Annotated in this window: 21 protein-coding genes and 1 pseudogene; 11 read left to right on the top strand and 11 right to left on the bottom strand. The window is 41.3% G+C overall.

Annotated features, from left to right (window positions below; genetic code table 11):
- Positions 1 to 153: 153 nt before the first annotated feature.
- Positions 154 to 474, top strand: a pseudogene (locus I8752_RS25850) (transposase); the annotation flags it as partial.
- A 122-nt stretch (positions 475 to 596) separates the two neighbouring features.
- Entirely contained in the window at positions 597 to 1,106 is a 510-nt protein-coding gene (locus tag I8752_RS25845; RefSeq protein ID WP_214435089.1) for a trypsin-like serine peptidase, read from the top strand.
- Positions 1,107 to 1,140: 34 nt separating this feature from the next.
- Here the strand turns inward: I8752_RS25845 and I8752_RS25840 are convergent, their stop codons facing one another.
- The gene (locus tag I8752_RS25840) at positions 1,141 to 2,028 is read right to left on the bottom strand and encodes a LysR family transcriptional regulator (protein WP_214435105.1); all 888 of its coding nucleotides are present in this window, start codon (positions 2,026 to 2,028) and stop codon (positions 1,141 to 1,143) included.
- Between the two features lie 156 nt (positions 2,029 to 2,184).
- On the opposite strand from I8752_RS25840, the gene I8752_RS25835 reads away from it, so the two are divergent.
- From I8752_RS25835 to I8752_RS25825, 3 genes are all read left to right on the top strand, one after another.
- Positions 2,185 to 2,961 carry a methyltransferase domain-containing protein gene (locus I8752_RS25835; protein ID WP_214435088.1) on the top strand — a complete coding sequence of 259 codons (777 nt, stop codon included), beginning with the start codon at positions 2,185 to 2,187 and terminating at the stop codon, positions 2,959 to 2,961.
- Positions 2,962 to 3,243: 282 nt separating this feature from the next.
- Positions 3,244 to 3,591 (top strand): PAS domain S-box protein, encoded by a 348-nt coding sequence (locus I8752_RS25830; protein WP_214435087.1) that lies wholly within the window; start codon positions 3,244 to 3,246, stop codon positions 3,589 to 3,591.
- A gap of 10 nt (positions 3,592 to 3,601) precedes the next feature.
- Positions 3,602 to 7,222 carry a PAS domain S-box protein gene (locus I8752_RS25825; protein WP_225895909.1) on the top strand — a complete coding sequence of 1,207 codons (3,621 nt, stop codon included), beginning with the start codon at positions 3,602 to 3,604 and terminating at the stop codon, positions 7,220 to 7,222.
- A gap of 772 nt (positions 7,223 to 7,994) precedes the next feature.
- Here I8752_RS25825 and I8752_RS25820 read toward each other — a convergent pair.
- Positions 7,995 to 9,908, bottom strand: a complete 1,914-nt coding sequence (locus I8752_RS25820; protein WP_214435086.1) for a transketolase C-terminal domain-containing protein — start codon at positions 9,906 to 9,908, stop codon at positions 7,995 to 7,997.
- A 289-nt stretch (positions 9,909 to 10,197) separates the two neighbouring features.
- Here I8752_RS25820 and I8752_RS25815 point away from each other — a divergent pair, with 289 nt between their 5' ends.
- From I8752_RS25815 to I8752_RS25805, 3 genes are all read left to right on the top strand, one after another.
- Positions 10,198 to 10,998, top strand: a complete 801-nt coding sequence (locus I8752_RS25815; RefSeq protein WP_225895908.1) for a DeoR/GlpR family DNA-binding transcription regulator — start codon at positions 10,198 to 10,200, stop codon at positions 10,996 to 10,998.
- A gap of 140 nt (positions 10,999 to 11,138) precedes the next feature.
- The gene (locus I8752_RS25810) at positions 11,139 to 11,684 is read left to right on the top strand and encodes an imm11 family protein (protein ID WP_214435085.1); all 546 of its coding nucleotides are present in this window, start codon (positions 11,139 to 11,141) and stop codon (positions 11,682 to 11,684) included.
- A gap of 167 nt (positions 11,685 to 11,851) precedes the next feature.
- The gene (locus tag I8752_RS25805; protein WP_214435084.1) at positions 11,852 to 13,849 is read left to right on the top strand and encodes a potassium channel family protein; all 1,998 of its coding nucleotides are present in this window, start codon (positions 11,852 to 11,854) and stop codon (positions 13,847 to 13,849) included.
- A 179-nt stretch (positions 13,850 to 14,028) separates the two neighbouring features.
- Here the strand turns inward: I8752_RS25805 and I8752_RS25800 are convergent, their stop codons facing one another.
- Complete coding sequence (locus tag I8752_RS25800) at positions 14,029 to 15,936, bottom strand: heavy metal translocating P-type ATPase (RefSeq protein ID WP_214435083.1); 1,908 nt, start codon at positions 15,934 to 15,936, stop codon at positions 14,029 to 14,031.
- Between the two features lie 126 nt (positions 15,937 to 16,062).
- Between I8752_RS25800 and I8752_RS25795 the strand changes: the two genes are divergently transcribed.
- Positions 16,063 to 17,178, top strand: a complete 1,116-nt coding sequence (locus I8752_RS25795; protein WP_214435102.1) for a precorrin-8X methylmutase — start codon at positions 16,063 to 16,065, stop codon at positions 17,176 to 17,178.
- Positions 17,179 to 17,686: 508 nt separating this feature from the next.
- On the opposite strand, the gene I8752_RS25790 is transcribed toward I8752_RS25795, so the two are convergent.
- The gene (locus tag I8752_RS25790; RefSeq protein WP_214435082.1) at positions 17,687 to 18,370 is read right to left on the bottom strand and encodes a helix-turn-helix transcriptional regulator; all 684 of its coding nucleotides are present in this window, start codon (positions 18,368 to 18,370) and stop codon (positions 17,687 to 17,689) included.
- Positions 18,371 to 18,472: 102 nt separating this feature from the next.
- Here I8752_RS25790 and I8752_RS25785 point away from each other — a divergent pair, with 102 nt between their 5' ends.
- Positions 18,473 to 19,126, top strand: coding sequence for a DUF3386 domain-containing protein (locus tag I8752_RS25785; protein WP_214435081.1), 654 nt, complete (start codon positions 18,473 to 18,475; stop codon positions 19,124 to 19,126).
- A 59-nt stretch (positions 19,127 to 19,185) separates the two neighbouring features.
- Here I8752_RS25785 and I8752_RS25780 read toward each other — a convergent pair whose 3' ends face one another.
- From I8752_RS25780 to I8752_RS25770, 3 genes are read right to left on the bottom strand one after another with little or no spacing between them, the layout of a single operon-like run.
- Positions 19,186 to 20,205 carry an aldo/keto reductase gene (locus I8752_RS25780; protein WP_214435080.1) on the bottom strand — a complete coding sequence of 340 codons (1,020 nt, stop codon included), beginning with the start codon at positions 20,203 to 20,205 and terminating at the stop codon, positions 19,186 to 19,188.
- A gap of 18 nt (positions 20,206 to 20,223) precedes the next feature.
- Positions 20,224 to 20,559, bottom strand: a complete 336-nt coding sequence (gene petJ / locus I8752_RS25775) for a cytochrome c6 PetJ (RefSeq protein WP_214435079.1) — start codon at positions 20,557 to 20,559, stop codon at positions 20,224 to 20,226.
- A 60-nt stretch (positions 20,560 to 20,619) separates the two neighbouring features.
- A complete protein-coding gene (locus tag I8752_RS25770; RefSeq protein ID WP_214435078.1) occupies positions 20,620 to 20,844 on the bottom strand; it encodes a hypothetical protein in 225 nt (74 codons plus the stop codon).
- A gap of 221 nt (positions 20,845 to 21,065) precedes the next feature.
- On the opposite strand from I8752_RS25770, the gene I8752_RS25765 reads away from it, so the two are divergent.
- The gene (locus I8752_RS25765; protein ID WP_214435077.1) at positions 21,066 to 21,866 is read left to right on the top strand and encodes a histidine kinase; all 801 of its coding nucleotides are present in this window, start codon (positions 21,066 to 21,068) and stop codon (positions 21,864 to 21,866) included.
- Between the two features lie 335 nt (positions 21,867 to 22,201).
- Here the strand turns inward: I8752_RS25765 and I8752_RS25760 are convergent, their stop codons facing one another.
- From I8752_RS25760 to I8752_RS25745, 4 genes are all read right to left on the bottom strand, one after another.
- Complete coding sequence (locus I8752_RS25760) at positions 22,202 to 22,393, bottom strand: YqaE/Pmp3 family membrane protein (protein ID WP_214435076.1); 192 nt, start codon at positions 22,391 to 22,393, stop codon at positions 22,202 to 22,204.
- Between the two features lie 152 nt (positions 22,394 to 22,545).
- Entirely contained in the window at positions 22,546 to 22,944 is a 399-nt protein-coding gene (locus I8752_RS25755) for a phage holin family protein (protein ID WP_214435075.1), read from the bottom strand.
- 264 nt (positions 22,945 to 23,208) lie between these two features.
- Positions 23,209 to 23,550 (bottom strand): 2Fe-2S iron-sulfur cluster-binding protein, encoded by a 342-nt coding sequence (locus tag I8752_RS25750; protein WP_214435074.1) that lies wholly within the window; start codon positions 23,548 to 23,550, stop codon positions 23,209 to 23,211.
- A gap of 67 nt (positions 23,551 to 23,617) precedes the next feature.
- Entirely contained in the window at positions 23,618 to 25,780 is a 2,163-nt protein-coding gene (locus I8752_RS25745) for a Tex family protein (RefSeq protein WP_214435073.1), read from the bottom strand.
- Between the last annotated feature and the right edge of the window lie 162 nt (positions 25,781 to 25,942).

Genomic DNA, 25,942 nt, shown 5'->3' with positions numbered 1-25,942 from the left:
GTATTGCTTTAGCTATAATTTATATCTTTTAATTTGTGAATTAGAGACCATTTATAAAGTCGAGTTTAGAGGATGTTTGAAAAGTCGGTGAGGCAGTAAAAAAGCTCTCAGGGCGTAAGCTGTAAATACGTAGATACAGCACCATTGAGAGCGATGAGAAAAGTTTACCCTAGTAACTTGACCGCAGAGCAGTTTGAATTGATTAGTGGGTTAATACCACCTGCAAAACCAGGTGGTCGTAAGCGTGAAGTCCATATTTTAGACATTCTTAACGCTATATTCTATGTGTTGTGTGAAGGCTGTCGATGGCGTGCTTTGCCTGGAGACTTGCCAAACTGGCAGACAGTCTATACTTATTTCCGTAACTGGCGCAAAGATGGAACTTGGGTGAGGATGCATGACCAACTCAGGGAGTGGATGAGAGTCGCTTCAGATCGACAGCCGAGTCCATCACAAGCAATTATAGACAGTCAAATGTCACAGCTAAACTCTTACAACAGCTATCTATTAACAATGAAACTCAAGCCGTTGCCCTCAAAAAAGAATTTGACAACCTCCTCTATCAATATAAAGAACTGCAAACCAAAATCCAGTTTATGCCCAACGTCATCGATAAAAATTACGAAGATGTAGCGGAAGTTGAACAGGTTTATTACGGTACAGATTTCAAGCAAAGCAGCGATATTAGTGCTAATGATTGGGCGATTCTGAAACTCAATCATCCTTTAGGTCGCAAGTACGGTCATGTAGGATGGAAATCAATACCTACTTCTACCCTGACTCACAACCAAAAAGCGTTCTTTTTCGTCGGCTATTCTCGTGATTTCCCTAACGATAGGTATCAAAAATATTTCAGTGCGAGGCCTGGATGGACAGCAAGTTATGAGGCAGGATGCAGTATTGTTAGTGAAGAATCAGGTCTTTTATTACATGATTGCGCTACTGCTAAGGGTTCTTCCGGCGGCCCTATTATCGGTGTGATTAATGGCAACCCTTATATTGTGGCTCTGAATAATGCTGAATACAAAGATTCTCGCACAGGGCAAGATATTATCAACTTTGCCGTGAAAATGGATTTCTTAGATAAGTTGACTGATAGAAAGTAAACTATATCGAATTTCTTAACGAGACATCCTCTATTCATAACTGCTTTGCAATTTGTCTAACTATCTCCACAAGCTTCTGTACGGTTGGGGATGTCTCGTTTTTTCGCCAAATCATCGCAATGCTCACCTTTGGGGTAGATTCTTGTACAGTTTTGTAAACTACTCCAGTCCGTTGCAAGTTTTGCAAAGATGCTGGCACAATCGCCACACCCATCTCTGCTGCAACTAAGCTAACAATCGTTTGCATCTGGATGGCTTCTTGAGTAACCGTAGGACTAAAGCCTGCTTGTTGGCAGAGACTAATAATTAAGTCATACAGTCCAGGTGCTAATATTCTAGGAAATAAAATAAACGGTTCGTTGGCAAGCGATCGCAAACAAATATAAGATTTATTTGCCAGTGAATGTGTTTCAGGAAGTGCTAGTATCAATGATTCCTGAAAAATTATCTCCCAACTAAATATATTGTCCTCCACAGGCGGACGCAAGAATCCTACATCCATTCGACCTTGCCGCAACCACTCTAACTGCAAATCTGTAGTCAGTTCGTGTAATTCCAAACTCACACCAGGAACGCTACCCCGAAAGTTTCGCAGAAGAATTGGCAAAATATTATACCCTGCTGAACTGACAAAGCCAATTATCAACTTTCCAACTTCGCCTCTACTGGTTTGTTGTCCGACTTCGATTGCCTGCTGCAATTGCCTAAAAATTTGCTGCACTTCACCCAGAAAAACTTGCCCTGCTGCCGTTAACTGCACATTTCGTTTCGTGCGGTGAAACAATTCAAAGTCCAATTCCTTCTCTAGCTGTCGAATTTGTTGACTTAAGGGAGGTTGGGCAATATGCAATCGTTCGGCTGCCCGTCCGAAGTGCAGTTCTTCTGCCAAAGTGACGAAATAGCGCAGGTGTCGTAGTTCCATCAATATATTTGAATTCATATTTTTTACATATTACTTAAGATAGAAAAATATATTGGACATGATTAAAAATCTTATTTACTGTAATTATTAAGCGGTCATTAACCTAAAACATTTGGTTGAAGATTAGCGAAGTAAATTTATGTAATTTCACTGCTTATGAATAATGTTTTGATACCCGACACAAATTGGGACAGTAACTTGTATGAAGATAAACACGCCTTCGTGTGGCAATATGGCGAAGACTTGCTAAAATTGCTCAACCCAAAACCAGGAGAATCCATTTTGGATCTTGGTTGTGGTACTGGGCAACTCACAGAGAAAATTGCCTTGGCAGGGGCTGAAGTTATGGGAATTGATAGCGCACCTGCAATGATTGAGAAGGCTAGACAAAACTATCCCGATCTGCGTTTTGAGGTTGGCGATGCTAGGAACTTTCAAGTAGAACAGCCCTTGGATGCTGTATTTTCTAACGCTGCTTTGCATTGGGTAAAAGAAGCAGATGCAGCGATCGCTTGCATATATCAGGCTTTAAAATCAAGAGGGCGTTTTGTAGCCGAGTTTGGCGGTAAGGGAAATATACAAGCGATTCTTCAGGCTTTGTACAGCGCTTTGGCAGCGTTTAATCTCCCTACAGAAAAACTAAATCCCTGGTATTTTCCTAGTATTGGTGAGTATGCCACTCTTCTAGAAAAGCAAGGCTTTGATGTTACTTATGCGATTCTGTTTGACCGTCCCACTGCTTTAGCAGAAAAAGAAGCAGGTATAGCAAACTGGATGCAAATGTTTGCAAGTTCTTTCTTAGCGGGACTGTCTGCCGAACAACAAACACAAGTAACTGGCGCTATCGAAGAATACCTCAAGCCGACACTCTATCATGAAGGTACTTGGACAGCCGACTACCGACGAATTCGCATCGTTGCCATCAAACTTTAATAGACCTCTTGCAAAAAGAACTTTTGCACTCTTGTGGTTAAAGGTTAAAGGGGAAAGGGAAAATAACAAAGCGATCGCAACAACCGTAACATAGTTTAACAACGTGTAAATACTTATTTATCTGACTTGAAAGTTAGTAATAAGTCAGTATATTCTCAGTCTTGGACTTGGTCGTTAGAAAGTTATTGTTCTTTCCCTGCTTTCCTAGCTCCCTCATCCCCCCAGTTCTCTGTCATCGTTGAGCGTATAGTTCCCATTCTTGATTTTTGAAGTAAAGCAACCATGAAAACCTTTGATGACATGAAACTGGAAATAGATGTGCCTTTCGTAATGACAGATAATCATGGTTTAGTTACCTATGTGAATGACTGCTTTACCTCTGTTTTTGGTTGGAGTACGGATGAAATTAAAGGACAAATTATTACAGTAATTATTCCTAAAAGTTTTCATGCCCCCCATCATCTGGGATTCTCGCGTTTTTTAACTACAGAAAAATCAAGTATATTAAATCACCCAATACGCCTAATTGGAATTACCAAAGATGGGAAGGAAATTCCAGCAGAGCATTTAATCGTGGCAGAAAAACACCAGGGAGTGTGGGCGTTTATGGCAATTCTGCGTCCTCTTTAAGGAGGTGTCTATGAGTGCTGATTTAACAGGTTTAGTCGAGCAATTGCGGGCGACTCTGGGCAAAATGGAAGTGGCACTAGGCGCGATTGCTGATGCTATTGTTTGGACGGGTAAAGATGGAAAAGTACAGTGGTGTAATGCTGCTTTCGACCAGTTGGTAAATAAACCCCACATCTTAGTTGTAGGCGAAAATTTGATCGAGCTATTACCTCTAAAACAAATCGGTCAACTTGTGCCACCTGAATCTTTCCCTAATGTACGAGTTTTAAGGGGAGAGTATGAAGCAACAGAATACGAATTTCAGCAAAGCGTAGCAAAAACAAGTCCAACGCAGTTCAGCAACTATGCCTTGGCAATTCAAGAACAATGTCAACATCGCTGCCTCACTTTAGAGATTATGGGAAATGCTGTAGAACTGCCTGATGGCAACAGGTTAGCTATATTAGTAATTCGGGATGTATCGCAAGCAAAGCGTCTAGCAGCAGAACGCTCCTCAGCAGAACAGAAACGACAAGAATCTTTATCTTTACTCCAAGCAACGCTAGAATCTACTGCCGATGGTATTTTAGTCATCGATAATAATCTTAACGTCCCAGTCTTTAATCAAAAGTTTCTCCAGATGTGGTCAATGCCTGAATCGTTACTGCTGCCAGGAAGGGGCGAAGAACGATTGAGGTTTATGGCTGCACAGATGCGAGATCCACAAGCCTTTGTGACGAGAATCAAGCATCTTTTCTTTAATTGCCCCGAACAAGAAGCTTTGGATTTACTGGAATTCAAGGATGGACGGATGATTGAGCGCTACTCCCAACCCCAATGGCATGGCAATCAAATCAATGGTCGGGTGTGGAGTTATAGAGATATTACCGAATGTAAGCGAGCAGAAGTAGCCTTAAGTGAAAGTGAAGCTAAGTACCGCCGCATCGTCGAAAATGCCAATGACATAATTTCTTTGATTGACATAGACGGCAGAATTTCATACGTTTCCCCAAATTTAACTAATCTGACTGGATACGATCTTACTGAACTCAAGGGAGACTGTTTCATCAACTTCATTCATCCTGACGACCAACAAAAATTTTTAGTAGCAGTCAAAAGATTAGCCACAGCAGATGAAAAGCAATCTGGAATCGAATACCGAGTCAGGCTCAAAGATGGTAGTTGGCAGTGGCAAACTACTAACTTAGCGATGTCACAAGATAGCAATGGCAACTCACTGATTATTAGTGTGGCGCGGGTGATTACCGAGCGCAAACAAGCAGAAGAAGCCTTAAGTCGAAGCGAACAAAAGTTTCGCCATATTTTTGAGAATTCTCAAGTCGGCATTTTTCGTAGTCGAATTGAGGATGGAATAATTTTAGAAGGAAATCAACGCTTTGCCGAGCTTATAGGTTACAGTTGCGTCAAAGATGCCATTGGCAAAAGTTTAATTACCGAGTTTTATGCCAATAAGAGCGCTTATCAACAGATGCTAACTGAACTGCGCGAACAAGGTGTAGCAAACAACTTTGAAATTCAATTTCGCCAACACAATGGCGCAACACGCTGGGGGCTATTTTCATCACTGCTAAACGTTGAAGAAAACTGTATTGAAAGTGTTGTCACCGATATAACTGTTCGCAAAGAAGCCGAAGCCGCACTTCAGTACCGCGCTCAGGTAGACAGTTTGGTTAATAGTATTTCTCGACAGTTTATTGACCAAGATGGAGATACTGCTATCGATTTTACCCTACGGGCGATCGCAGAGTTTACAGGAGCAATACGCAGCTGTATTTTTGAATACTTTGAACCCAAAATAGAGTTTCAATTAGTTCGTGAGTGGCGTACTGCTAGTATTAACTACTTACCTAAGACTGCTCAAACAATTGCCGTTGAGCCATTTACTTGTTTCTACAGCCAGATTCTGAATGGAAAACCAACCCAAGGCTTACAAGTTTCCCGTCTTGTAGATGCAACCAACGAAGAATTGATTCAATCTATAGTCTTTGTACCAATAATTCACTCAGATAGAGTAGTAGGACTACTGGAATTAGAAGCAATGAATGGCTCTAAAATTTGGAGTCAAGATGAAATTAGTTTACTGCAACGAGTTAGTGAATTAATTGCGATCGGGCAATCTCGCTACCAAGCAGAAGAGGCACTACGAGTTGCTAAAGAAGCTGCTGAAAATGCCAATCTTGCCAAAAGTACTTTCTTGGCAAACATGAGCCACGAACTCCGCACGCCTCTTAACAGCATTTTAGGATTTACTCAACTCATGAGTCGCGATCCCGCGATTAATTCTTCTCAATTAGAACATCTAGAAATTATTAGTCGCAGTGGCGAGTATTTGCTGACCTTAATTAATGACGTATTATCTATGTCAAAAATTGAGGCAGGTCGAATGACACTCACCGAAAATAGTTTTGACCTATACGGCCTGCTTGATTCTTTAGAAGAAATGTTCCGATTCAAAGCAGAAGCCAAAAGCTTACAACTAATTTTTGAGCGTAGTCTTGATGTACCTATATATGTGCATACAGATGAAAGTAAATTGCGTCAAATTTTGATTAATCTGCTTGGGAACGCTCTAAAATTTACTCAAGAAGGGGGAGTAACACTCCGCGTCAGAACAAAAACTCCTAATCCCCATTGCCTTGTTACCCACTCTCAATTGCCCTTGATCCCTACAAAAAATCCTGAGTTTCCTACTTACCTTCATTTTGAAATCGAAGATACTGGCCTTGGTATTGCTCCTCACGATTTTGAAAAGTTATTTAAACCTTTTATGCAAACAGAATCCGGGCAAAAATCTCAGCAAGGAACGGGTTTAGGCTTAACCATTAGCCAACAATTCGTGCGTCTGATGGGGGGAGAAATAACTGTTAAAAGTACTTTAGGTCAAGGAACTATTTTTTCTTTTGAAATCCAGATTCGTCCAGCAGAAGTAGCTGAAGTTCAAACTAAACAGTTAAAACAACGAGCGATTGGTTTAGAAACCAATCAACCAAAATACCGTATTTTAGTGATTGAAGATAAAAGAGAAAATCGCCTACTCTTAGTGAAAATGCTTTCATCGCTTGGCTTTGAGGTGCGTGCTGCTGAAAATGGTCTTGAAGGAGTCAGCCTCTGGAAAAGTTGGGAACCGCATCTGATTTGGATGGATATGCGAATGCCAGAGATGGATGGATATGAAGCTACAAGACAGATTAGAGCTACTTTAAAGGGTGAGGCTACCGTAATTATTGCTCTGACTGCTAGTGCTTTTGAAGAGGAACGCTCTCTAATTTTGTCTACAGGTTGCAACGACTTTGTACGTAAGCCTTTCCGCGAGGAAGTCATCCTAGACAAAATAGCTAAATATTTGGGTGTGCGTTATGTCTATGAACGGGAAACTCCTCAACAAAACCAATTAGAAGAAACTTCTAACCTTGAGCTTTTATCTTTAGAAGAGGCTCTAGCTTTGATGCCTTCTGGGTGGCTAACAAAGCTACACCAAGCAGCATTATGTACTAATGAAAAACTGATTTTCAACTTACTAGAAGAAATTCCTAAAGAATCTGCTCATCTAGCCAACACCTTGGTTAATTGGGTTAAAAACTTTCGCATTGATAAAGTTATTGATTTAACACAACCAGAACAAAATGGATAATTCTTGAGAAGAATCCAGAAGTCAGAATTCAGGATATTTAAATAATTGATTCTTTGGAAATCCTTAATATAGCGTTTCCTAAGCAAATGAGGTACACACAAATATTATTTACCAAGGTTAGTAGCTTTGAAAACGTACCTCACCAAGTCGGTAAACGCTATATATAGCATCTAATGAGTAACAATAGCGATCGCTCCCCGCCTCAACTACGCAAGAAGGGCAATCGGCATTGAGTATCGACCGAGCCGACACCTTTGTATAGCTGCGATTTCCAATCGCTTAGACTAAGTGCTATATATAACCTCAAATTAAAAATGGAAGCAGTTAAAATTAATCTGCTTCCATAGAGGTTTTTGCACGTATAGTCAAGCACTAAAAAAGTCCTAAAAGAATAATGAAAGTTAGTCCACAGAAGGCTAGCAGAGAGATAATCATGATATTGCCTATGCTGTGGTCGGGAGTTGCTAATTTTTGTGTATTGTCAGTCATATTAACCGACCTTGTTTTTGTTAATTTTAGTTAACAACATTGCAGTAATTAATGCTTTGTTGCTTCTTTAATTATGAAATATTTCTCACTCGAACTGTTGAGCGATCGCAAATTGTAATTTTAGATTTTCCTAGTGGCGAACAGTAGATAACTAATAATGATGGGAGTAACACTAAAAGATTGACTGAGGCGAATACATTCCCAATAAACTTAGGGTGTAAGAGAGGGAAACCTTACACCCTTATACTCAGTCTCAACAGACAATCTTTGTGCGTAAGTCCTGTTATTTAACTAAGTCTTTCACCTTGTTCATAATACTCACTGGATCGATGCCTTGATGTGGATACTGTTCCCATAAACCGCCGCAACCTTCTTTATGAGTGCCAAGATGAGCGTATTTAGGAGTAAACCCGCGCTCTAATAGCCAGGAACCAAAACGGCTACCTAATCCGGTTCGCCGATTGAATGCTTCCACTACAAGGACAAAAGGAGCTTTACCGACTTTTGCGATCGCTTCTTCATCAATAGCATTCAAGGTAGGTTTATTAATCAAACCTACATCCAGCCCTTCCTGTTTGAGACGTTCCACTGCATCGACGGCACGATATAAAGCATCACCAAAACTGACGATATAGCCTTGTGTCCCTTCTCGAATCACCTCATCTTTACCAGGGGTAAATTTATAGTCACCACCAAAAAAGTCCTTACCGTTACTGTCAAGAATATTCGGCACTTTAGAACGAGTGGAGAAAATAAACCGCAGTCCCGGCTGAAAGAACACAGCTTCTACACAAGCTTTCATCTGATTAGTATCTGCGGGAAAGAACAGCTGTGTTGCTTGGCCATCATCCAAGCCGTTGTCAGCAAACATGTTGTTTATACCGAAGTGGCAGGTGTTATCTGCCATATCATCGATACCTGCGTGGGAAAAGTGGCAAAGAACATTCGAGTAGTTCAGCCGTGCCATCGTAATTTCTGAGATGCACATTTCTAAGAAAGCGCTGAAAGTTGCAAAAATTCCTTGCTTGCCTTCCTCCATGCCAAACCCTGCAGCAGCAGAAAAGTTGCCCCGCTCCATAATTCCAGAAGAAATAAAAATTTCGGGGTATGTATCGTGAATTTTCTTGAGTCCGCAAGAACCTTCTAAATCGCTATCGATGACTTTGACGTTTTGCTTGCGTTCTGCTTCACTCATCCGGCTTAAGACATCAACCACTGCTTCGCCAAATACATTGCGGTTAGCGCCCCATTTATCGCCAGAACCAACAAAAGTATAGGTTTGTTTGGGTTTTTGAATGTTTTTCAGACATTCGACAGCAGCTGTATGTCCGCGTGATTCAAGATATTTAATCGCCAAGTCTACCGAGATCACATCGTGACCGTGAGTTGAGCCTTCTAACCCTTCGATACCAGGACACATCGGGCGTTTGTTAACTAGAGCGATGGGGCCGGGAGTATTTACTGCTTCGCAAAGACGACGATATAAATCGTCTAAGTCTTCCCCGTCTCCTTCTAGTACCTTCAACCCGTGACCTTGTAAGGTTTTGGCGACTGTGAAACCGGGTAGATATTTGGATGGATGTCCGGCGATGGTGACATCGTTATCATCAATAATTAACTTGACATTGAGATGTTGAGCAACAGCTAAACGCGCAGCTTCCGCGTCGTTGCCTTCTTGTTGCGAACCATCAGAACCAAGACAGAAAACGACCTTGCCGGGATTTGCTAAGACCACACCATTAACGTAGGGCCATATATGCCCCAGTCGTCCAGTACTAAACTTCACACCAGGGGTTAGTTTTAGTTCGGGATGTCCTGGTAAGGCAAAGTGTGCCTCACGATAGTGTAGAAGTTGGTCGGCATCTAACTCACCCTGTAGGGTTGCCATTAAGTACTGAGTTGCGGCTCGATGTCCCGCTTCATCAAAGAAGATGGGCACAAATTTATCGGCTGCTCCTCGGAAAAATGCGTCGAGAATCATCACCTCTGGTACTGTGTCGTAAGGGCCACCAGTGTGACCGCCTACTCCTCTGGCAGCACCAGTAGCTGTAAACAAAACGATCGCATCGCGGCACAGTTGAATGTTTGCTCTGAGGATTTCTCTTTGTTCGTCTGTAAGAGTTGGATTTGTGGGATTGAGAGCTAGAGGTTTATAAGCACCGAGATTAATGGGAAATTGCGTATTAGTAACTGTCATGTTTTAGGCCTTTTATTTGAAGTGTGGATTGATGACTATCAATAACCTTCGTCAGCGATCGCGCAAGTTAAATGTGTTTTTGCTTAAATCGTTCCATCCTTTTTCTTGACGAGTGGTCTACGAGGAATCATGTAGTTTAGAGGCTTCCGTTGCTACGAGGGATCGGCTAAAATCGTTAAACTCTCCTGTGCGCAAATGTGCTTGAATTTATTTAAAGCCAACGACAAACATGCAAAAACCTGCATTTCTATAAGTATAAACTCACAAACGTGCAATTTCAAGGGCAAATATGCAATTTCATGAAAAACCTTCTATGCTAACGGCAGAACGGCGACAATTCATCTTAGAAATTCTGCGTCGTGATAAAAAGGTGCTGTCATCGGAACTAAGTGCTGTGCTAAAGGTTTCCGAGGATACGATTCGTCGGGATTTGCGGGAATTAGCCGAATCTGGTTTTTTGCAGCGCGTTCATGGAGGAGCGCTTTTGACTTCTCCGGCGATCGCTAGTTATGCAGATCGGCAAAAACAAGCACCAAAAGAAAAAGAAGCGATCGCCCGTGCTGCTGCAAAATTGATTTGTACGGGGCAAGTGGTAATTTTAAATGGCGGTACGACAACTCTCCAAGTAGCTCGTCATTTGCCCTTGGATTTACAAGCGACAATCGTCACAAATAGTCCTCCAATCGCCGTTGTATTAGCAGAGCATCCCCACATTCAAGTTGTGATGTTGGGCGGACAACTCTACAAAAAAGCCTTAGTAAACGTGGGTGCAGCTACAATTGAGGCATTACGGATGATTCGTGCAGATTTGTGCATGTTGGGCGTATGTAGTCTGCATCCAGAAGTTGGTATTAGCGTGCCGAATTTAGAAGAAGCTCATGTTAAACGAGCAATGATTGCTGGAGCCGCGGAAGTAGTTGGATTAGCGACAGCAGAGAAGTTAGACACAGCTGCTCCTTATGTAGTCGAGTCGATTCATGCACTAACTTACCTTGTAACTGCACCAACAGTATCCAATAAGATGCTAACTGCTTATAAAGCTTTGGGTTTAACGATTGTCCAGGATGAATCCAATGATAGTACTTTTTAACTAAGGCTATTGATTTAGAACTTAGACAAGCTACAAGTAAAGCTCAAGCTGAAGCTATACTTCAAGATATTGCTGCTAAAATACCGGAACTTTCCCACCGTAATATATTTATTTCAAAAACTTAATGGAGATAGATTTACATGAATATTTATATTCCTATTCCTGATGGCGATAATTATGATGGGTTTTATTATCTGGATCAAGAAAAGTCACATGACATTTTATTCAGGTTTCTTAATTTTGCTATGTATCAAGACGTTGAAGAAAAGAGTGAATGGATTCCTTTACCAGTGGGAATTGAATCATTCGGTACTAAACGAGGTGATTTACTTGGAGTTACTGGATGGACTTTTGCTTGTAATAATAGGGCTTGGAAAATTTTAGAACCTTTAATTGGTGATAGCGTTAAACTGCTGCCATTGCAATGCAATGAAGGTGAGTTTAATATTTTAAAAGTAATTAATATTATTGATTGCCTCGATCGTTCAAAGGCGGATTTGTTTATATTTGAAGAAACTGGTAAAGTTTTAAGGATAAGAAAGCATGCCTTTAAAGAAGAGTTAATTCAAGATCGGCATTTTTTTGCAGTCCCAGAATGCAAATTCGGAATATTAGTATCTCAAAAATTCAAGGACGTAGTAGAGCAGCATCAATTGGAAGGGCTGAGATTTAAGCAGGTGGCTTAGGATCAAGTAGCAAGACAGAATTAATTACAAACAGCAGATTGCAAGGCGCGTGAGGTACAAAATGCAGGACTGATTCATTCAGATATAAAGAGTTTCTACCTCCTGCCTCCTGCCTCCTGCCTCAAAACCCATAACTGTTTGAGACAGTACACTTGATAGCTTTGATTATGGGACAGAACGCAACAACAAGTGCAAATTCTTTCTTAGTTTGTGGTCTTGGCAATCTAGGACAGTATTGCGTATCTGTGCTGAAGGAGTTTGGCGTAAAGGTAAATGCTATTGAAATTGCAAATATTCAAAATTGGAAAATCCCTGACTTACCTGACTTAGTAGACAAATTGATAATTGGTGACTGTCGCCAACTTAAGATATTAGAACAGGGAGAAATTCGGCAGTGTCGGGCAATTCTGATTGTAACCAGTGATGAAGGGGTGAATATTGCAGCGGCTTTTGCAGCGCGATCGCTAAATCCCGATATTCGCTTGGTGATTCGTTCAGCCCAGGATAATCTTAATGAGTTACTCAGCCAAAATCTCGGTAATTTTGTGGCTTTTGAAGCTACTCAGCTACCAGCCAAAAGCTTTGCACTAGCAGCCTTAAGCAGTGAAACAAGAGGATTTTTCACTCTCGAAAATCGCTTACTACGAGTGGTCAGAGTGCCAATCGATGTTTCCCATCGTTGGCATCACCGTCAAATTGATGAAATTAATAGTGCAAATAGACGAGTTCTCACCCACACAAGGCCAGGAAAACCCTTATTAAAGCAATTTTACCAATGGGAAGTAGATACTAAAGTCCTCCCAGGAGATACTATTGCCTATATAGAGGCTACTGAAAATTTAGTTGCTCGTTCAGCACGACCTGTCACAAGTATCAGGCAATTGTGCGCTGCGCTACTTACCGGGATGACGCGGCGAAACCTACGTAGCAAGCTGACCCTGTTTTGGGAAGAGAGCAGCCAAACGCGTCGTGTAGCCTTTGTCAGTGGCATTTTCATCGTCATCCTATTTCTTTGTGGAACGCTGCTATATAAATCGCAATATCCTAATATCACTTGGCAAGATGCCCTAAATGTCGCCCTCGTTCTGAGCATTGGTGGTTACGATAACTTATTTGGGCAACTACAACTATCCTTTCCAATTCCCTGGTGGCTGCATTTGTTCAGTATCAGCCTAACTGTTGCGGGAACAGTTTTTGTTGGTATTCTCTATGCCATTATGACTGAGCGTCTCTTAGCTGCCAGATTCCAGTTTTCTAAGCGTCGTCCTCCGGTTCCCAAAGCAGACCATGTAGTGCTGATTGGTTTGGGGAGAGTAGGTCAACGAGTAGCACAACTGCTGCAAGAACTCAAGCAACCGTTGGTGGGAGTTCACGCTACCGACCTAGAACCAAGCGTACTATCCCAGATGCCGCTAATTTCGGGGAATATCAGAAATGCTCTAAATAGAGTCAATATTACCACTGCCAAAAGTGTAATTGTTGTCACCGATGATGAGGTAGCAAACTTAGAAATTGGCTTGAGAACCCATGCTGTCAACCCCACAGCCAATTTAGTCATCCGCACCTTTGACCCGCGTTTCAGCGAAAATGTGGCTCGGATGCTGCCATATGCCAGGGTTTTAGGTGCTTATGCAGTGGCAGCCGAAGCATTTGCGGCGGCAGCATTTGGGGAAAATGTCCTAAATTTGTTTAGCTTAAACAAGCAAACCACACTAGTCACGGAATATTATATTGAAGCAAATGATACCCTCAACGGCAAGTTGCTAGCGGAGATTGCTTACGGTTATGGAGTAGTACCAATTTACCACGCTAAAGCTGGGCATCAAAGTGCTAAGTTTATGCCTTCTGATGATACCAAGCTGATTGTAGGCGATCGCTTAGTAGTTTTGGCCACAATTGAAGGACTGCAACGAGTGGAACGGGGAGCGATCGCAGTTACTCAATGGTTTGTACGAGTTGAAAGAGCTAATTCATCAGAAGCGGTATTTGAAGGGGCGGCGATAATCTCTCGAATTGCTGGCTGTGATATGCAGATGGCAAGAACGCTGATGAACCAACTACCTGCAACGTTACAGTATCCGCTCTACAAACACCAAGCATATCGTTTAGCGAACGAATTGAGCAAATCCCAAGTTTCTGCTCGCATAGTTCGCACCCCGAACTAGTATAGCAAAGTGCTGAGTGCTGAGTAAAAACCCGTCTGCTGTAAGGCTTTGAGCAATCGCAATTGTCCGAAAGAGTGTGAATACGGCTATAGCCCTCTTTTGTCAACAAAGGAACAGATCGGCAGCAGAGGAGCAGGGGAAACAGGGGAGAATAACTACTGACTACTGACTATTGACTCTTATTTCAACAATCTAAGTCCACTGAGGGTAACTAATACTGTAGAACCTTCATGACCAATTACCCCGATAGGTAAGTTTATATTGCCTAAAAAGTTACCAACTAATAGCAAAACAATAAATCCCAAGGCTACGACTATATTCTGTTTAACTATACTTTGCGATCGCCTGCCCAATTTAATTGCGGTGGCAATTTTCTCTAATTTGTCTGCCATCAGCACTACATCTGCGGTTTCCAAAGCTACATCACTACCTGCTACTCCCATTGCAATACCCACAGATGCTTGAGCTAAGGCTGGTGCATCGTTGATGCCATCTCCCACCATTGCCACTGTTTGATACTGCTTCTGCAAACTCCGAATGACATCTAGCTTATCTTCGGGTAAAAGTTCTGCATACACTCGACTAATTCCAACAGCTTGGGCGACACTATCAGCAGTGCGCTGATTGTCACCTGTAATCATCACGATTTCTGCAATTCCCAGCTTTCGTAGTCGGGTAATACTTGCTACTGCTTCTGTTCGGATTGTATCTGCAATTGCGATCGCACCCATTACCTGTTCGGCTTGTGCTACCCAAACAACAGTTTTACCTTCCTGTTCCAGAGATTGAGCCAAATCCAATAATTCCTCTGGTAACTGGGTCAGATGTTGCTGTATAAAAGCTACCTTGCCTACAATTACTTTTTGGTTGTTGACAATTCCAGTAATTCCCTGTCCGGGTATGGCTTGCACTTCTACTCCGCGCACCCAGTCTAAATCATTAGCTGCCTGCACGATCGCCTTACCAATGGGATGTTCTGAAGAAGATTCTAAAGCTGCTGCTGCTTTCAATACATCTGCTTGCGAGTATTCACTAACAGCAATTACCTGGGATATTTGTAGCTGTCCTGTGGTCAGAGTACCAGTTTTATCAAAAGCGATCGCTCGGACTTTACCAATTTTCTCTAACTGCGCCCCATTTTTAAACAAAATCCCTTGTCTTGCACCATTGGCAATTCCCGACAGCAGTGTGGGCATAATAGCTGCCATCAACGCACAGGGAGAAGCTACCACCAAAAAAGTTAAAGCGCGATAAATTGTCGTTTCCCAGTCCCAACCCCAAATAAACGGCGGTAAAATTGCTAGCAAAATCCCAGCTAGCACAATTACTTTTGCATATCCCCGTTCAAAGCGATCGATAAACTGTTGGGAAGGCGGTTCTTCCGTTTGTGCTTGTTCTACCAAGCGAATTACACGCTGAATCAAACTACTTGCAGCTGGTTTGTGTACTTGAAGTTTCAGTGCCCCATAACCGTTGAGTGTACCTGCAAATACTTCTTCACCTACCGTCTTTTCTACAGGTAACGACTCGCCTGTAATTGCAGCTTGATTGAGAGTGCTGTAACCAGACACAATAATGCCATCTGTAGGAATTAGTTCTCCAGGTTTAACGACTATCTCATCCCCTACCCTTAGTTGCGAAATGGGAACTTCTTCTTCTCCTTGCTGGTGTAAAACTCTGGCTGTATCTGGTGTCAAACTCATCAAACTGCGAATACTCCGCTCAGTTCGCCGCATAGCGTAGCCTTCCAGTGCCCCACTAATGGCAAAGATGAGTATCAAAATTGCCCCATCAATAATTAGATGATATTCCCTACGCCACAAACCTAAGCTAGCAGCACCGACAGCTGCCACAATCATCAGTAAATCTACATCCAGTTCCTTTTCTTTAATTAGGGTAGTCAGTCCTTCACGGGCACTTTCGTAACCACCAATCACATAAGCAGCAGGTAACAGCAGTAATGCCCATCCCAAAGCGCCAAGATGCAAAGCAAACCAGCCGAGAAATAGTAATAACCCACATAATAGGGCTGCTAAGGTATCTGCATGTTCTCTAGTGAATTGGGTAAAACGTTGTGGGTAGAGCATGAGAGTTGAATTAACAAGGACATCTCTCAAGCTAAACCTTAACATTAATGTCAAGGTCAAGGCTTAAAATTAAAAATGCAAAGCATGAAAGATTTTAAAGTATTATTAAGACTCTAATTCGTGAAAATTAACAGCACAGAGCTAACAATTAAGCAGTTAACGCATCTAGTCGGTGGCGGTTTAACTCCGCGGATGGTGCGACATTACCATCAATTAGGATTACTACCGCAACCAGTGCGATCGCTCAGCAACTATCGCCTTTACACGCAAAAAGATGTCATCCGCCTGCAACGAATTGTGGCACTCAAACAGCAAGGGTTCCAACTCAACCACATTCGCCACATTTTAGAGGTGGAACCAGAAGCAGACGCTACAACCTTGACGGCACAACTTCAGCAACAATACCGCGCAGTCATACAGCAAATTTCTCAACTCCGGCAAACAGCATCGGCACTCGAAGGATTATTGGGACGCGATCGCCATTGTCAAATTATGCAGGCTGAGGTGCTGGCACAACTCAAGTTACTGGAAGTAGAAACTCAAGCCGGATTGGGAGGACTAGAAAAACTTTGGAGTGGCTTAGATGCACAAGTCCATACACATTCAGAAGCTTTTCAAGAATCGTTGCAACACTTGTTACCCGATTTATCTGACCGTTCGGAAATCGAACAACACCTGATTTCTCAGTTGGTTTTGGCTTGTGGCGATGTCAGCTTAGTGTCTTTTGTCAGATTGAGTCGAGATGCGATCGCAGCTAGTCGAGAAGCCCTCAAGTCAGGTTGTGATATTTTTGTAGATATTCCCACGGTAGCGGCTGCCCTAGACCAAACTAGATTAGTTCACTTGGGCTGTCGAGTTACAACGTTGATCGATAATCCCCACATCACTACTGCCACAGAAGCAGAACAGGAATTTTGGCAGCGTCAAGAATGGCAGGAAAAATTACAGCAAGTCACAAAAGATTCCGTGTTAGTCGTTGGTTACGCTCCCTCAGTACTGTTAGAAGCTTGTACAGCCATTAACAAACAAAAAATTCAGCCTGCGTTAGCGATCGCTATGCCCATTGGCTTTAGCCATGCTCCCGCAGCCAAGCGACAACTAATGCAACAAAATATACCTTACATCACAATTGAAGGCACATTAGGAGGTGGTTTGTTAGCAGCTACTTCCCTGAATGCTCTGGTTGAATCGTTGATTGAAAAGCCAGATTGTCATTGTTATTTAAAAGACAATAATAGTTAACCGTCTTACAGACAACAATAGAAGTCGGAGTGCGAGATATTAACTGCTCAACGCTATTCCGTTATGATTAGCAAAGTTACAGCTATAAGCATTTATGGATAACGATTTACTACCTTTTTTCGCGGGTGTTGGATTACTTATCCTTTATCTGATTTTTTCAGCATTGACTGAAATGGGTACTAAGCTACCTTGGAAGAAATAAGCTCATAGATAGAATTTCTCATTTAACTATTGAGTTTACACTTTTCAACCTAATGGAGCTTTAAAAAAGAAGCAAGCATCCTTTAGGCTGGGTTCAAGTACCGATAAACTGAGAAAGTGTCAAATGCGAGATCAAGAGAAAAACATTATTAAAATCGATCCCGGAACCTTCGTTTTGATTGTGTCTGTCCTTCTACTCTTGCCCCTTTTATTTGCTGGGTTTTTCTGGCAATGAGTTTGTTTACAGTCAAAAATCAACAATTTCAAGCTGAATTGTTAATTTTTTGTAGTTCCCTATTTACTTGATTTATTTCAGTTTGTGAGGAGATATTAAGTGTAGTTTTGCTACCATCTCAGTGCGAGCTGAAACTTCCAATTTACGAAACATCCTTTTTAAAGCTTGCTTGACAGAATTTTGCGTAATCCAAAGTTTTTCACCAACTTCGGCATTTGTTAACCCTTGTGCCACCAACTGAGCAATTTCTAACTCGCGGGGTGTGAGAGGGCTTTCTAAGAGAGTGTTAGGGATTTTTGATGGTGTTGCCCTTAGAGTGGCAAGTTTTGCTGATAAATGAATGCATAAAGCGCTTAAATCAGCTAAATCGTTGCCATTAAAGGCAGGATTTCCCCTGTCTCTGGCCAAATTAAGCGTGCCAACCAGACGACCATCACAAACTATTGGCCCGGTCATCACGTGTTCGTGGTCGTGGCGCGAGCAAAAATGCTTCCAGTCTCCTGGAGATAATATCAGTTGCTCGTGAGCGGGAGCGTGACGCTCAACCACATAGCGACCAACAGGATTGCTTTCTAAGCAGACTGCTGGAATGGCTGGAATGTTATCAACCTCAGTCGCTGGGTCGTCTAGAAAATAGATACCCCAATGTTGCACGCCAAAATGTTCGCTAATTTTGTCTGCTAGAGCTAGTTGTAATTCTTGCTCATTGCCAACATTAGCGATCGCTTGAAATATAGCGTGGAGAAAATTAGGCATAAGTGTACCCAGTTGGGGTCTATGCGAGACTCAACAATTACTTCTATGCTAATACCAGCAACGCTAAAACGCTAATCTAACTGGTAACGCTAGGAGAAGCACATGACAGTTACAAAACTCTCTGCTCAGGAACTTTTCCGGGCTGCTTATGAAAACCGCTACACTTGGGATCAGAATTTTCCCGGTTATACCGCAGATATTACTTTTAAGGATGACGATAAAGTAATTACAGGTCAAGTTCGCATCAATGCCAATCTCAAAGCTGAAGTTTTAGGTGTTGATGACGAGCAAGCAAAGCAAGCGATTCACGGCCAAGCGTGGGAAATCGCAATTCACCGCATCCGTCGCAGCTTTGAAGAAACCCACGGCGAAAACACTTTTAGCTATGGCGACACTGACTTAACAGATGCTGTAGAGATTTTAGTTGGTGGCAAGTCTGAAGGCGATCGCTACAAAGTCCGCAATAATGAGGTGTGCTTAGTTCACCGTCAAATTCACGGCGTTGTAGTGACAATTAACACTTTCAGCAGTCACGACACTGGCGAAGGCTACCTATCCCATACTTATGACTCTATATATCGCGACCCCAAAACTGGGGAACAGAAGGGAGGCAGAAGTGAATTTACCGACGAGTATGAAAAGGTTGGCAATTATTTTATTTTGAATCGCCGGGAGATTCGCACTGAAACAGCAGGTAAACTGTCAATTCAGGAATTTATCTTCTCAAACATCAAATTGTTAGAGTCTGCTGCTTAACTCGACTTCATTCATTTTCCAGGCTGCGATGCTCTTTGAGATCATCGCAGCCTGAATTTTTATCGTCGATATTCGTCGCCACAATCACCAATGAGTTGATATAAGTTACGCGATTTTTGAGATATGGTATCGATGCGATCGCTATCTTCAGCGTCTAAAGTAAAATTAAAGACTTTGGCGTTATCTTCTATATGTTCGGATACACTCAGCCTTGCACCAACTATTACACCTCCTACGGCTGGTTTATCTAAGATATAACGTACTGCCACATTAGAAATGCTAACTCTATGTTTGTCAGCAATTTGTTTGAGGATAGAAAGCAACTCCTGAAATAATTGCCAACCACCCCAAGCATCAATCATATTCTTATATTTTCGCAAGCTCACTGTGCTTAATTCTAAGCCTCGCGGTTCCGATTTTCCTAGATACTTTTCTGATAGCAAACCGCCGCAAACCGTACCATAAGTAAAAAGTTTTATATCATGCTGTTGACAAAACTCAAGCATATTCATTTCCGGACGGCGGTCAACTAGCGAAAATTGCACTTGATTTGAAACGATTTTAATGCCTGCTTCTATAATAATTTTCAAGTGTTCTGTATCAAAGTTAGTTAATGCGAGATGCTTAATTTTTCCCTCAGTTTGTAGTTCTGTCATATACTTGAGAGCATCCAGGTAGTTTTTATCTTGATATTCCCACCAATGAAATTGCATCAAGTCTAAGGATTCGACATCCATCCTTTTTAGGGAAATATTAATATTTTCCTCGACCAATTTTTTCGTCATTTTACCGGGACGAGGAACCCATTTTGTAAAAGCTTGGATATTAGCCAAAGCTTCTTTACCACGATTAGCAATTATTTGACGGCGAAATTCCCCAATAAAATCTTCTGCGGGGCCATAATGGTCTGCTAAATCCCAAGTTGTAAAGCCAGCATCCAAATATTTAAACATAGTTTGAATAGCTGCTTGGGAATTTATGCGTCCGTGTCCGCCAGACACTTGCCACATGCCATTTAATATCCGACAAATATTTAAATCATTGGTAAATTGAAGACGGCTTTCTGCTGGTAAATTCATTTTTTTATTTTTAATTCTTTAACGCCAATCTTTATTAGCTTGTTCGAGAACGTAAGCAGCAACATCTTGGATTTGCTGTTGGGTGAGACGGTCTTTATAGGCTGACATATTATTTTTACCATTGGTGACAATAGATGCGATCGCTTCTACCGAATCCATACCATATTTTTTGAGTGCTTTCTTTTTCAACGTCTTTCCCCGCCGAACAATATTACCGCCATTGACATGACAACCAGCACAATGAACGTTAAAGATTTCTGCACCGTTAACTGTATCTGCTGCACTTGCAGGCAAAGTAAAAGTAGTTGTGAATAATAAAAGCACCACTAGTATTAATGTTAGTAGTTTTTTCATTTAGCTTATCCTCAGATTTTTCTTGCTGTTTGTAAAAATCAATAATCGACAGAGGTAAGCTTACAAAGATTCAAAGTCAGTTGTAAAACCTACAAAATTTGCACAATCTTCCTGAAAAGCTTCAGCATCGCTGACATCTTCAATTTTATATGCCATAATCCGCGTTCCATCTGGCATTTTTTTAGAGGCAATACAATCAGCTTGGTATTTCTCAGCCGTCGTCTTAAAATCACTACCGTACTGCTTCCATGCATCGTTTGAGCAAGTGATATTTACCCGCCACATACTTAATTCTCATTTACTACCAACAGATACTAATCATCCCATGAATAGGCAACTGATTACACATCACCTGTTGCTGCATTTAAGTATCAGAGTAACTCAGCTAAAATACAGCGAGTTTCTATCTAAAGGAAGTGCCTGCTACCAAATGGCTACGTCATAATGTGGATAGAGCAGCATGTCTATAAATTTTTATCCAAATTAGTTAATTCTCCAGAGTAAAAATGGCTAACAACATCAAAGAACAAATTCAAACCGACCTCAAACAAGTTAAAGAAACTGGACAGTTAAGAACCGAAAGAATTCGTGAAATTGTCAAAGCGGCTGTTTCTCAGGTAGCATCTGAGTTTAAAGAAGGTTCCGGTGAAATTCGCGTTCTTGTCAAAGAAGCTGTTTCTGCTGTGATTGAAAGCTTGCAAGGTAAAGGCGCAGAAATTAAAGAAGATGTAACAGCATCCATCGAAGGAGCGCTAGAAGGTGTCAATAGTAAAAGACATGAATCTATTGCGAGAACTCAATTAGAATTGCAAAAATTACAAGCTCAACTTGATAGTGAAGAAGAACAACTTCAGCAAGATGTTGATGTAATTTTGGCTGAAATTGAAGAAACAGGCCAACAAAAAACAGATGGTACTAAAACTGTAATTGATTCAGCTGTAAATTCGGTCAAAAATAGCGAAGAAGTCTCTTTACTCAAGAAACGTTACGCTCAACTACAAGCGCAATTAGCTATTGTCCGAGCTAACTTAGCAGCACGTTATGGCGGACGCTCGGAGGAAGTCAAGGTTTATCTAGATGATGCCAAAAAATGGTACAATCAAGCCCGTCCTCAAGCCGAAGCTATAGCTACACAGGTAGAACAGAAGCGATCGCAGTTAGAAGATAAACTAGGTGAAGCTGGTACATCCATTGCTAGAAAAGAGCGCCAAATCAAGCAAACGTTGAGGGAGTTACTCCTAACAGCGGCTGATTTATTCAAAGATAAAGAACCTGCTGATAAACAACGCGAGACTATTCATAAGTAGACGGTTTCATACAATTGATTTCATAAGATAGGGTGGATAACTTCCACCCTATTTTAATGCAACAGATAAATTGGACTTCTTGCAGAAGTCGGGAAAAGGGTAAGGGGGAAAGGTGAAAGGAATAAGAAACCTTTACCTTTTCCCATAGGAGTGCAAAAGTTACTTTTGCTCATAGGTCTATTGAATTACAATTGCTCCTTTTCAAATAGAAGAATACTAAAATCTGTTTTATCTGGGGTAAAAGGTATTCTCAGTTAGTAACGCCATAATTTTAAACATAAAAAAGAGATAATTGTTAAAGCACAATTACCCCTTAATAAAATGGATTTTGCGGATTATGAAATACGTCCTTCTCTATTTAGTTGTTCTTCATGTTTGGCAATAACCCAAACTGCATGAATACTACCAGGAAGCCAACCGAGAAGTGTCAGCAAAATGTTAATAATCAAAGTTGGGCCGACTCCGACTGTCAAGAAAACGCCTAAAGGAGGCACTAACAAACCTAGAAGAAAATTGACTAATTTCATGATGTTGTTACTGTGACAAATTTGTGATTTTGTTTAATGACATTCTCTAGAAAACACCGAATGACGAAATTCATCTCATCAGTTATGTCAATTCGGAGATTTTACTTGGAGTAGAGACGCGAACGAGTTAGCGTTTCTACCCCTGCTGATACTTATCTAGAAGGTAATTCACCTTGGGTTTTTACATTCTGACCGCTAGTTAGAAGGTTTCTTTCCACAAAGTAGTTATTAATGAAGGTGTTAGCCAAAGATAGAATCACCGGCCCAAGAATAAAACCGATAATTCCATGAACTGAGAACCCAGGAACTAACACTGCTGCTAACCAGAAGCACAAACCGTTAACGATGAGCGAAAACCCTCCAAATGTTAAAAAGTTGAGTGGTAGAGAAAGAGTAGAAAGAATCGGTTTAAACGAACCGTTAATTAAACCAATAACTAAAGCAGCAATCAAAGCTGCGGGAAAATTAGCAATATCAACATTTGGAACAACTAAATCAACTATTAATAAGCTTAAAGCTGTAGCTAACGCGGTTAAAAATGGAGTCAACATTGTTTTTACCTAATAACTAGAGATTTTTTATTTGAACCTTCTGATCTCATCTTTAACAATGTGCTAGATTTTAACCTCTCTTGGAAGGTAGAATTCACTTCTACCGTTAGGTCTATCATCGAGAGAATTGTAGTAGTTATCGTATGCACATTTGACTGTGCGCCCCTACTCGTAAGTGCTATAATGCAGTATTTTTCAGGGTGCGTTAAATTTGTTTAACGCACTCAAAAAATTAAGATTAATTTAATGTTTACACAGCAAAAATTACTCAGATTTTCCAGACTCAGACTTATAATAAAGGGCTGATTCATATAAGACTTGTTCTTGATGAGTTTCTAAAGTGCAATCAGACAAGGGGTAAGTTACACAAGTAACAACATAACCAGCCTGTATTTCACTTGGTTGGAGAAATTTTTGTTCGCTTTGATCGACTTCACCGCTGATAAGTTTGGCAATACAGGCCGAACATTCGCCTTGTTTGCACCCAGATGGTAGACGAATGCCAGTTTCTTCTGCTATGTCCAGGATATATTGATCGTCGGGTACTTGAATAGTGCGATCTAATCCTATAGCAGGATTGATGAGTCGAACTTGATAAACTGTCATACTAATTCGTAATTCAGAAATACAAAAAGATATTTGGTAGAGATTGTTCTCTCTTACTCCCTACTCTCTATGATTGTTTGAGTGCTTTCATTGACAAACTAATCCGCTTTAATTTCGCGTTGACTTCCAATACTTTGACTTTCACAACTTGTCCAACTTTGACAACTTTTTTAGGATCGTCTACAAATCTGTCGGCTAGTTGGGAAATATGCACTAAACCATCCTGATGCACGCCAATATCTACGAACGCACCGAAGTTAGCGACATTGGTGATGATTCCCTCTAATTCCATTCCTACCTGTAAGTCGGTAATTTCCTTAATTCCTTCTTTAAAGGTGGCATATTTAAATTCCGCACGGGGATCTCTACCGGGTTTTTCAAGTTCGCTGAGAATATCGCGCAGTGTGGGTTCGCCGACAGTATCAGTAACGTATTTTTTGAGATTTGTCTTTTTAAATTTTTCCGCAATTTGCGTTACTTGATTTAATGGCACATTGAGATCGGATGCGATCGCTTCCACAACTGAGTAACTTTCGGGATGCACAGCTGTATTATCAAGAGGGTTGTCACCACCGCGAATTCGCAAAAAACCCGCCGCCTGTTCAAATGCTTTCGGCCCTAACTTCGGCACTTTCAAAAGTTGTCGGCGATTTTTAAAGGCTCCATACTGGTTGCGATAGGCGACAATGTTGTTGGCAACCGCTGCTGTAATTCCAGAAACAAAGGTCAAAAGTTCCTTGGAAGCAGTGTTTAAGTCTACACCAACATAGTTAACGCAGCTTTCAACGGTTTCATCCAGCTTCTTTTTCAGCAACTTTTGATCGACATCGTGCTGATATTGTCCCACGCCAATCGATTTAGGATCGATTTTCACAAGTTCCGCCAAGGGATCTTGCAAGCGGCGACCGATACTGATCGCACCGCGCACGGTAATATCTAAATCGGGAAACTCTTCTAGTGCCACTTTACTAGCAGAATATATAGATGCACCGGACTCATTCACCATTACTTTAATTGGTTTGCGGTCTATTGCTTGTAATACTTGCAAGACAAACTCATCTGTCTCGCGGGAAGCTGTACCGTTCCCAATGGCAATTAACTCAATTTTGTACTTTTCAATTAGATTCTTGATTGTTTGTGCAGCTTTAGTACGTTGTTCGGCTGCTTGGTGGGGAAACACCGCTTGATATTCTAAAAATTTCCCAGTTTGGTCAAGTACTGCAACTTTGCACCCAGTTCTAAAGCCGGGATCGATTGCCAAAGTCGGTTTCATTCCCGCTGGTGCAGATAGTAACAATTCTCGCAAATTAGTTTCAAATGTCTTGATTGACTCAACATCTGCATAAGCTTTCTTTTCTGAAATTACTTCCCCCACGAGTGAAGCCTTCATCAAGCGATTAAATGCATCTTTCAGCATAGCTTGATAAAAATCCCGAATTACCCGGACTTTTGTTTTAATTTCTTGGTTTTCTAGATAAGAAAGTACTAAATCTTCATCAAAGGCAATTTCATAGTTTAATACTCCCTCAGCCTCACCCCGACACAATGCCAACATGTTGTGAGGTGCAATATTATTCACTTTAGCTTGATAGTTACGGTACATCTCGAATTTAGTTGTACCTTCTGGATAATCATCTTTGATGCGGGAGATGAATACTCCATCTTCTAAAAGATAATCGCGTATATATGCTCGTAAATCAGCTTTTTCTGCTATTTCTTCCGCTAAAATGTCAGCAGCGCCTTTGAGCGCTTCCTGTGGGGTTTTTACTCCCTTTTCTTCCGAAATATACTTTGCTGCTGCTTCTTCTAGCGAAGCCGACACAGCATTTTTCGCATTCAAAGACTTGATAAATTCTGCTAGGGGTTCTAGTCCTTTCTCTCTAGCAGCAGTGGCGCGGGTACGTCGCTTGGGTCGATAGGGTAAGTATAAATCCTCAAGTTCAGTTTTTTGTAAACAGGATGCGATGTTCGTTTTCAGTTCTTCGGTGAGTTTACCTTGTTCGGCGATCGCATTCAAAATTACCGATTTCCGCTCTTCTAGTTCTGTTAAGTAAGTATAGCGTTCGGCCAAATCGCGCAGTTGGACTTCATCCATTTCATTGGTGCGTTCTTTGCGATAACGCGCAATAAAAGGAATTGTCGCACCTTCTGCCAAAAGTTCCAGCGCGTTTTGCACCTGATAAGGTTTGAGGTCTAGTTCAGTTGCCAGTAGTTGGGGAATGTTCAGCATCGGGTGTTTCAGTTGAAAAATTTACTCCTAAAGGTTATATGCTAAATCTTTCTCATAATACTAGCAGCGAGTGTTAAACTTATTTACCGAATAATTACCCGATCTTGACTTTACTAACGATTTATTTCTATAGACTGTTGTAACTAAAACATGCTTGGAGGT

This window comes from Dendronalium phyllosphericum CENA369, assembly GCF_016056275.1.
Lineage (GTDB): Bacteria > Cyanobacteriota > Cyanobacteriia > Cyanobacteriales > Nostocaceae > Dendronalium > Dendronalium phyllosphericum.
This window is presented reverse-complemented; position numbering and strand designations above follow the sequence as displayed.

Excerpts from the sequence above, each read along its gene's own strand:
- I8752_RS25810 (WP_214435085.1), top strand. The coding sequence starts at position 11,139 with ATGAATATTTATATTCCTATTCCTGATGGCGATAATTATGATGGGTTT.
- I8752_RS25750 (WP_214435074.1), bottom strand. The coding sequence starts at position 23,550 with ATGACAGTTTATCAAGTTCGACTCATCAATCCTGCTATAGGATTAGAT.
- petJ (WP_214435079.1), bottom strand. The coding sequence starts at position 20,559 with ATGAAAAAACTACTAACATTAATACTAGTGGTGCTTTTATTATTCACA.
- I8752_RS25845 (WP_214435089.1), top strand. The coding sequence starts at position 597 with ATGCCCAACGTCATCGATAAAAATTACGAAGATGTAGCGGAAGTTGAA.
- I8752_RS25820 (WP_214435086.1), bottom strand. The coding sequence starts at position 9,908 with ATGACAGTTACTAATACGCAATTTCCCATTAATCTCGGTGCTTATAAA.
- I8752_RS25830 (WP_214435087.1), top strand. The coding sequence starts at position 3,244 with ATGAAAACCTTTGATGACATGAAACTGGAAATAGATGTGCCTTTCGTA.
- I8752_RS25835 (WP_214435088.1), top strand. The coding sequence starts at position 2,185 with ATGAATAATGTTTTGATACCCGACACAAATTGGGACAGTAACTTGTAT.
- I8752_RS25805 (WP_214435084.1), top strand. The coding sequence starts at position 11,852 with ATGGGACAGAACGCAACAACAAGTGCAAATTCTTTCTTAGTTTGTGGT.
- I8752_RS25825 (WP_225895909.1), top strand. The coding sequence starts at position 3,602 with ATGAGTGCTGATTTAACAGGTTTAGTCGAGCAATTGCGGGCGACTCTG.
- I8752_RS25765 (WP_214435077.1), top strand. The coding sequence starts at position 21,066 with ATGGCTAACAACATCAAAGAACAAATTCAAACCGACCTCAAACAAGTT.
- I8752_RS25770 (WP_214435078.1), bottom strand. The coding sequence starts at position 20,844 with ATGTGGCGGGTAAATATCACTTGCTCAAACGATGCATGGAAGCAGTAC.
- I8752_RS25755 (WP_214435075.1), bottom strand. The coding sequence starts at position 22,944 with ATGTTGACTCCATTTTTAACCGCGTTAGCTACAGCTTTAAGCTTATTA.
- I8752_RS25785 (WP_214435081.1), top strand. The coding sequence starts at position 18,473 with ATGACAGTTACAAAACTCTCTGCTCAGGAACTTTTCCGGGCTGCTTAT.
- I8752_RS25815 (WP_225895908.1), top strand. The coding sequence starts at position 10,198 with ATGCAATTTCATGAAAAACCTTCTATGCTAACGGCAGAACGGCGACAA.
- I8752_RS25790 (WP_214435082.1), bottom strand. The coding sequence starts at position 18,370 with ATGCCTAATTTTCTCCACGCTATATTTCAAGCGATCGCTAATGTTGGC.
- I8752_RS25840 (WP_214435105.1), bottom strand. The coding sequence starts at position 2,028 with ATGGAACTACGACACCTGCGCTATTTCGTCACTTTGGCAGAAGAACTG.
- I8752_RS25780 (WP_214435080.1), bottom strand. The coding sequence starts at position 20,205 with ATGAATTTACCAGCAGAAAGCCGTCTTCAATTTACCAATGATTTAAAT.
- I8752_RS25760 (WP_214435076.1), bottom strand. The coding sequence starts at position 22,393 with ATGAAATTAGTCAATTTTCTTCTAGGTTTGTTAGTGCCTCCTTTAGGC.
- I8752_RS25800 (WP_214435083.1), bottom strand. The coding sequence starts at position 15,936 with ATGCTCTACCCACAACGTTTTACCCAATTCACTAGAGAACATGCAGAT.
- I8752_RS25745 (WP_214435073.1), bottom strand. The coding sequence starts at position 25,780 with ATGCTGAACATTCCCCAACTACTGGCAACTGAACTAGACCTCAAACCT.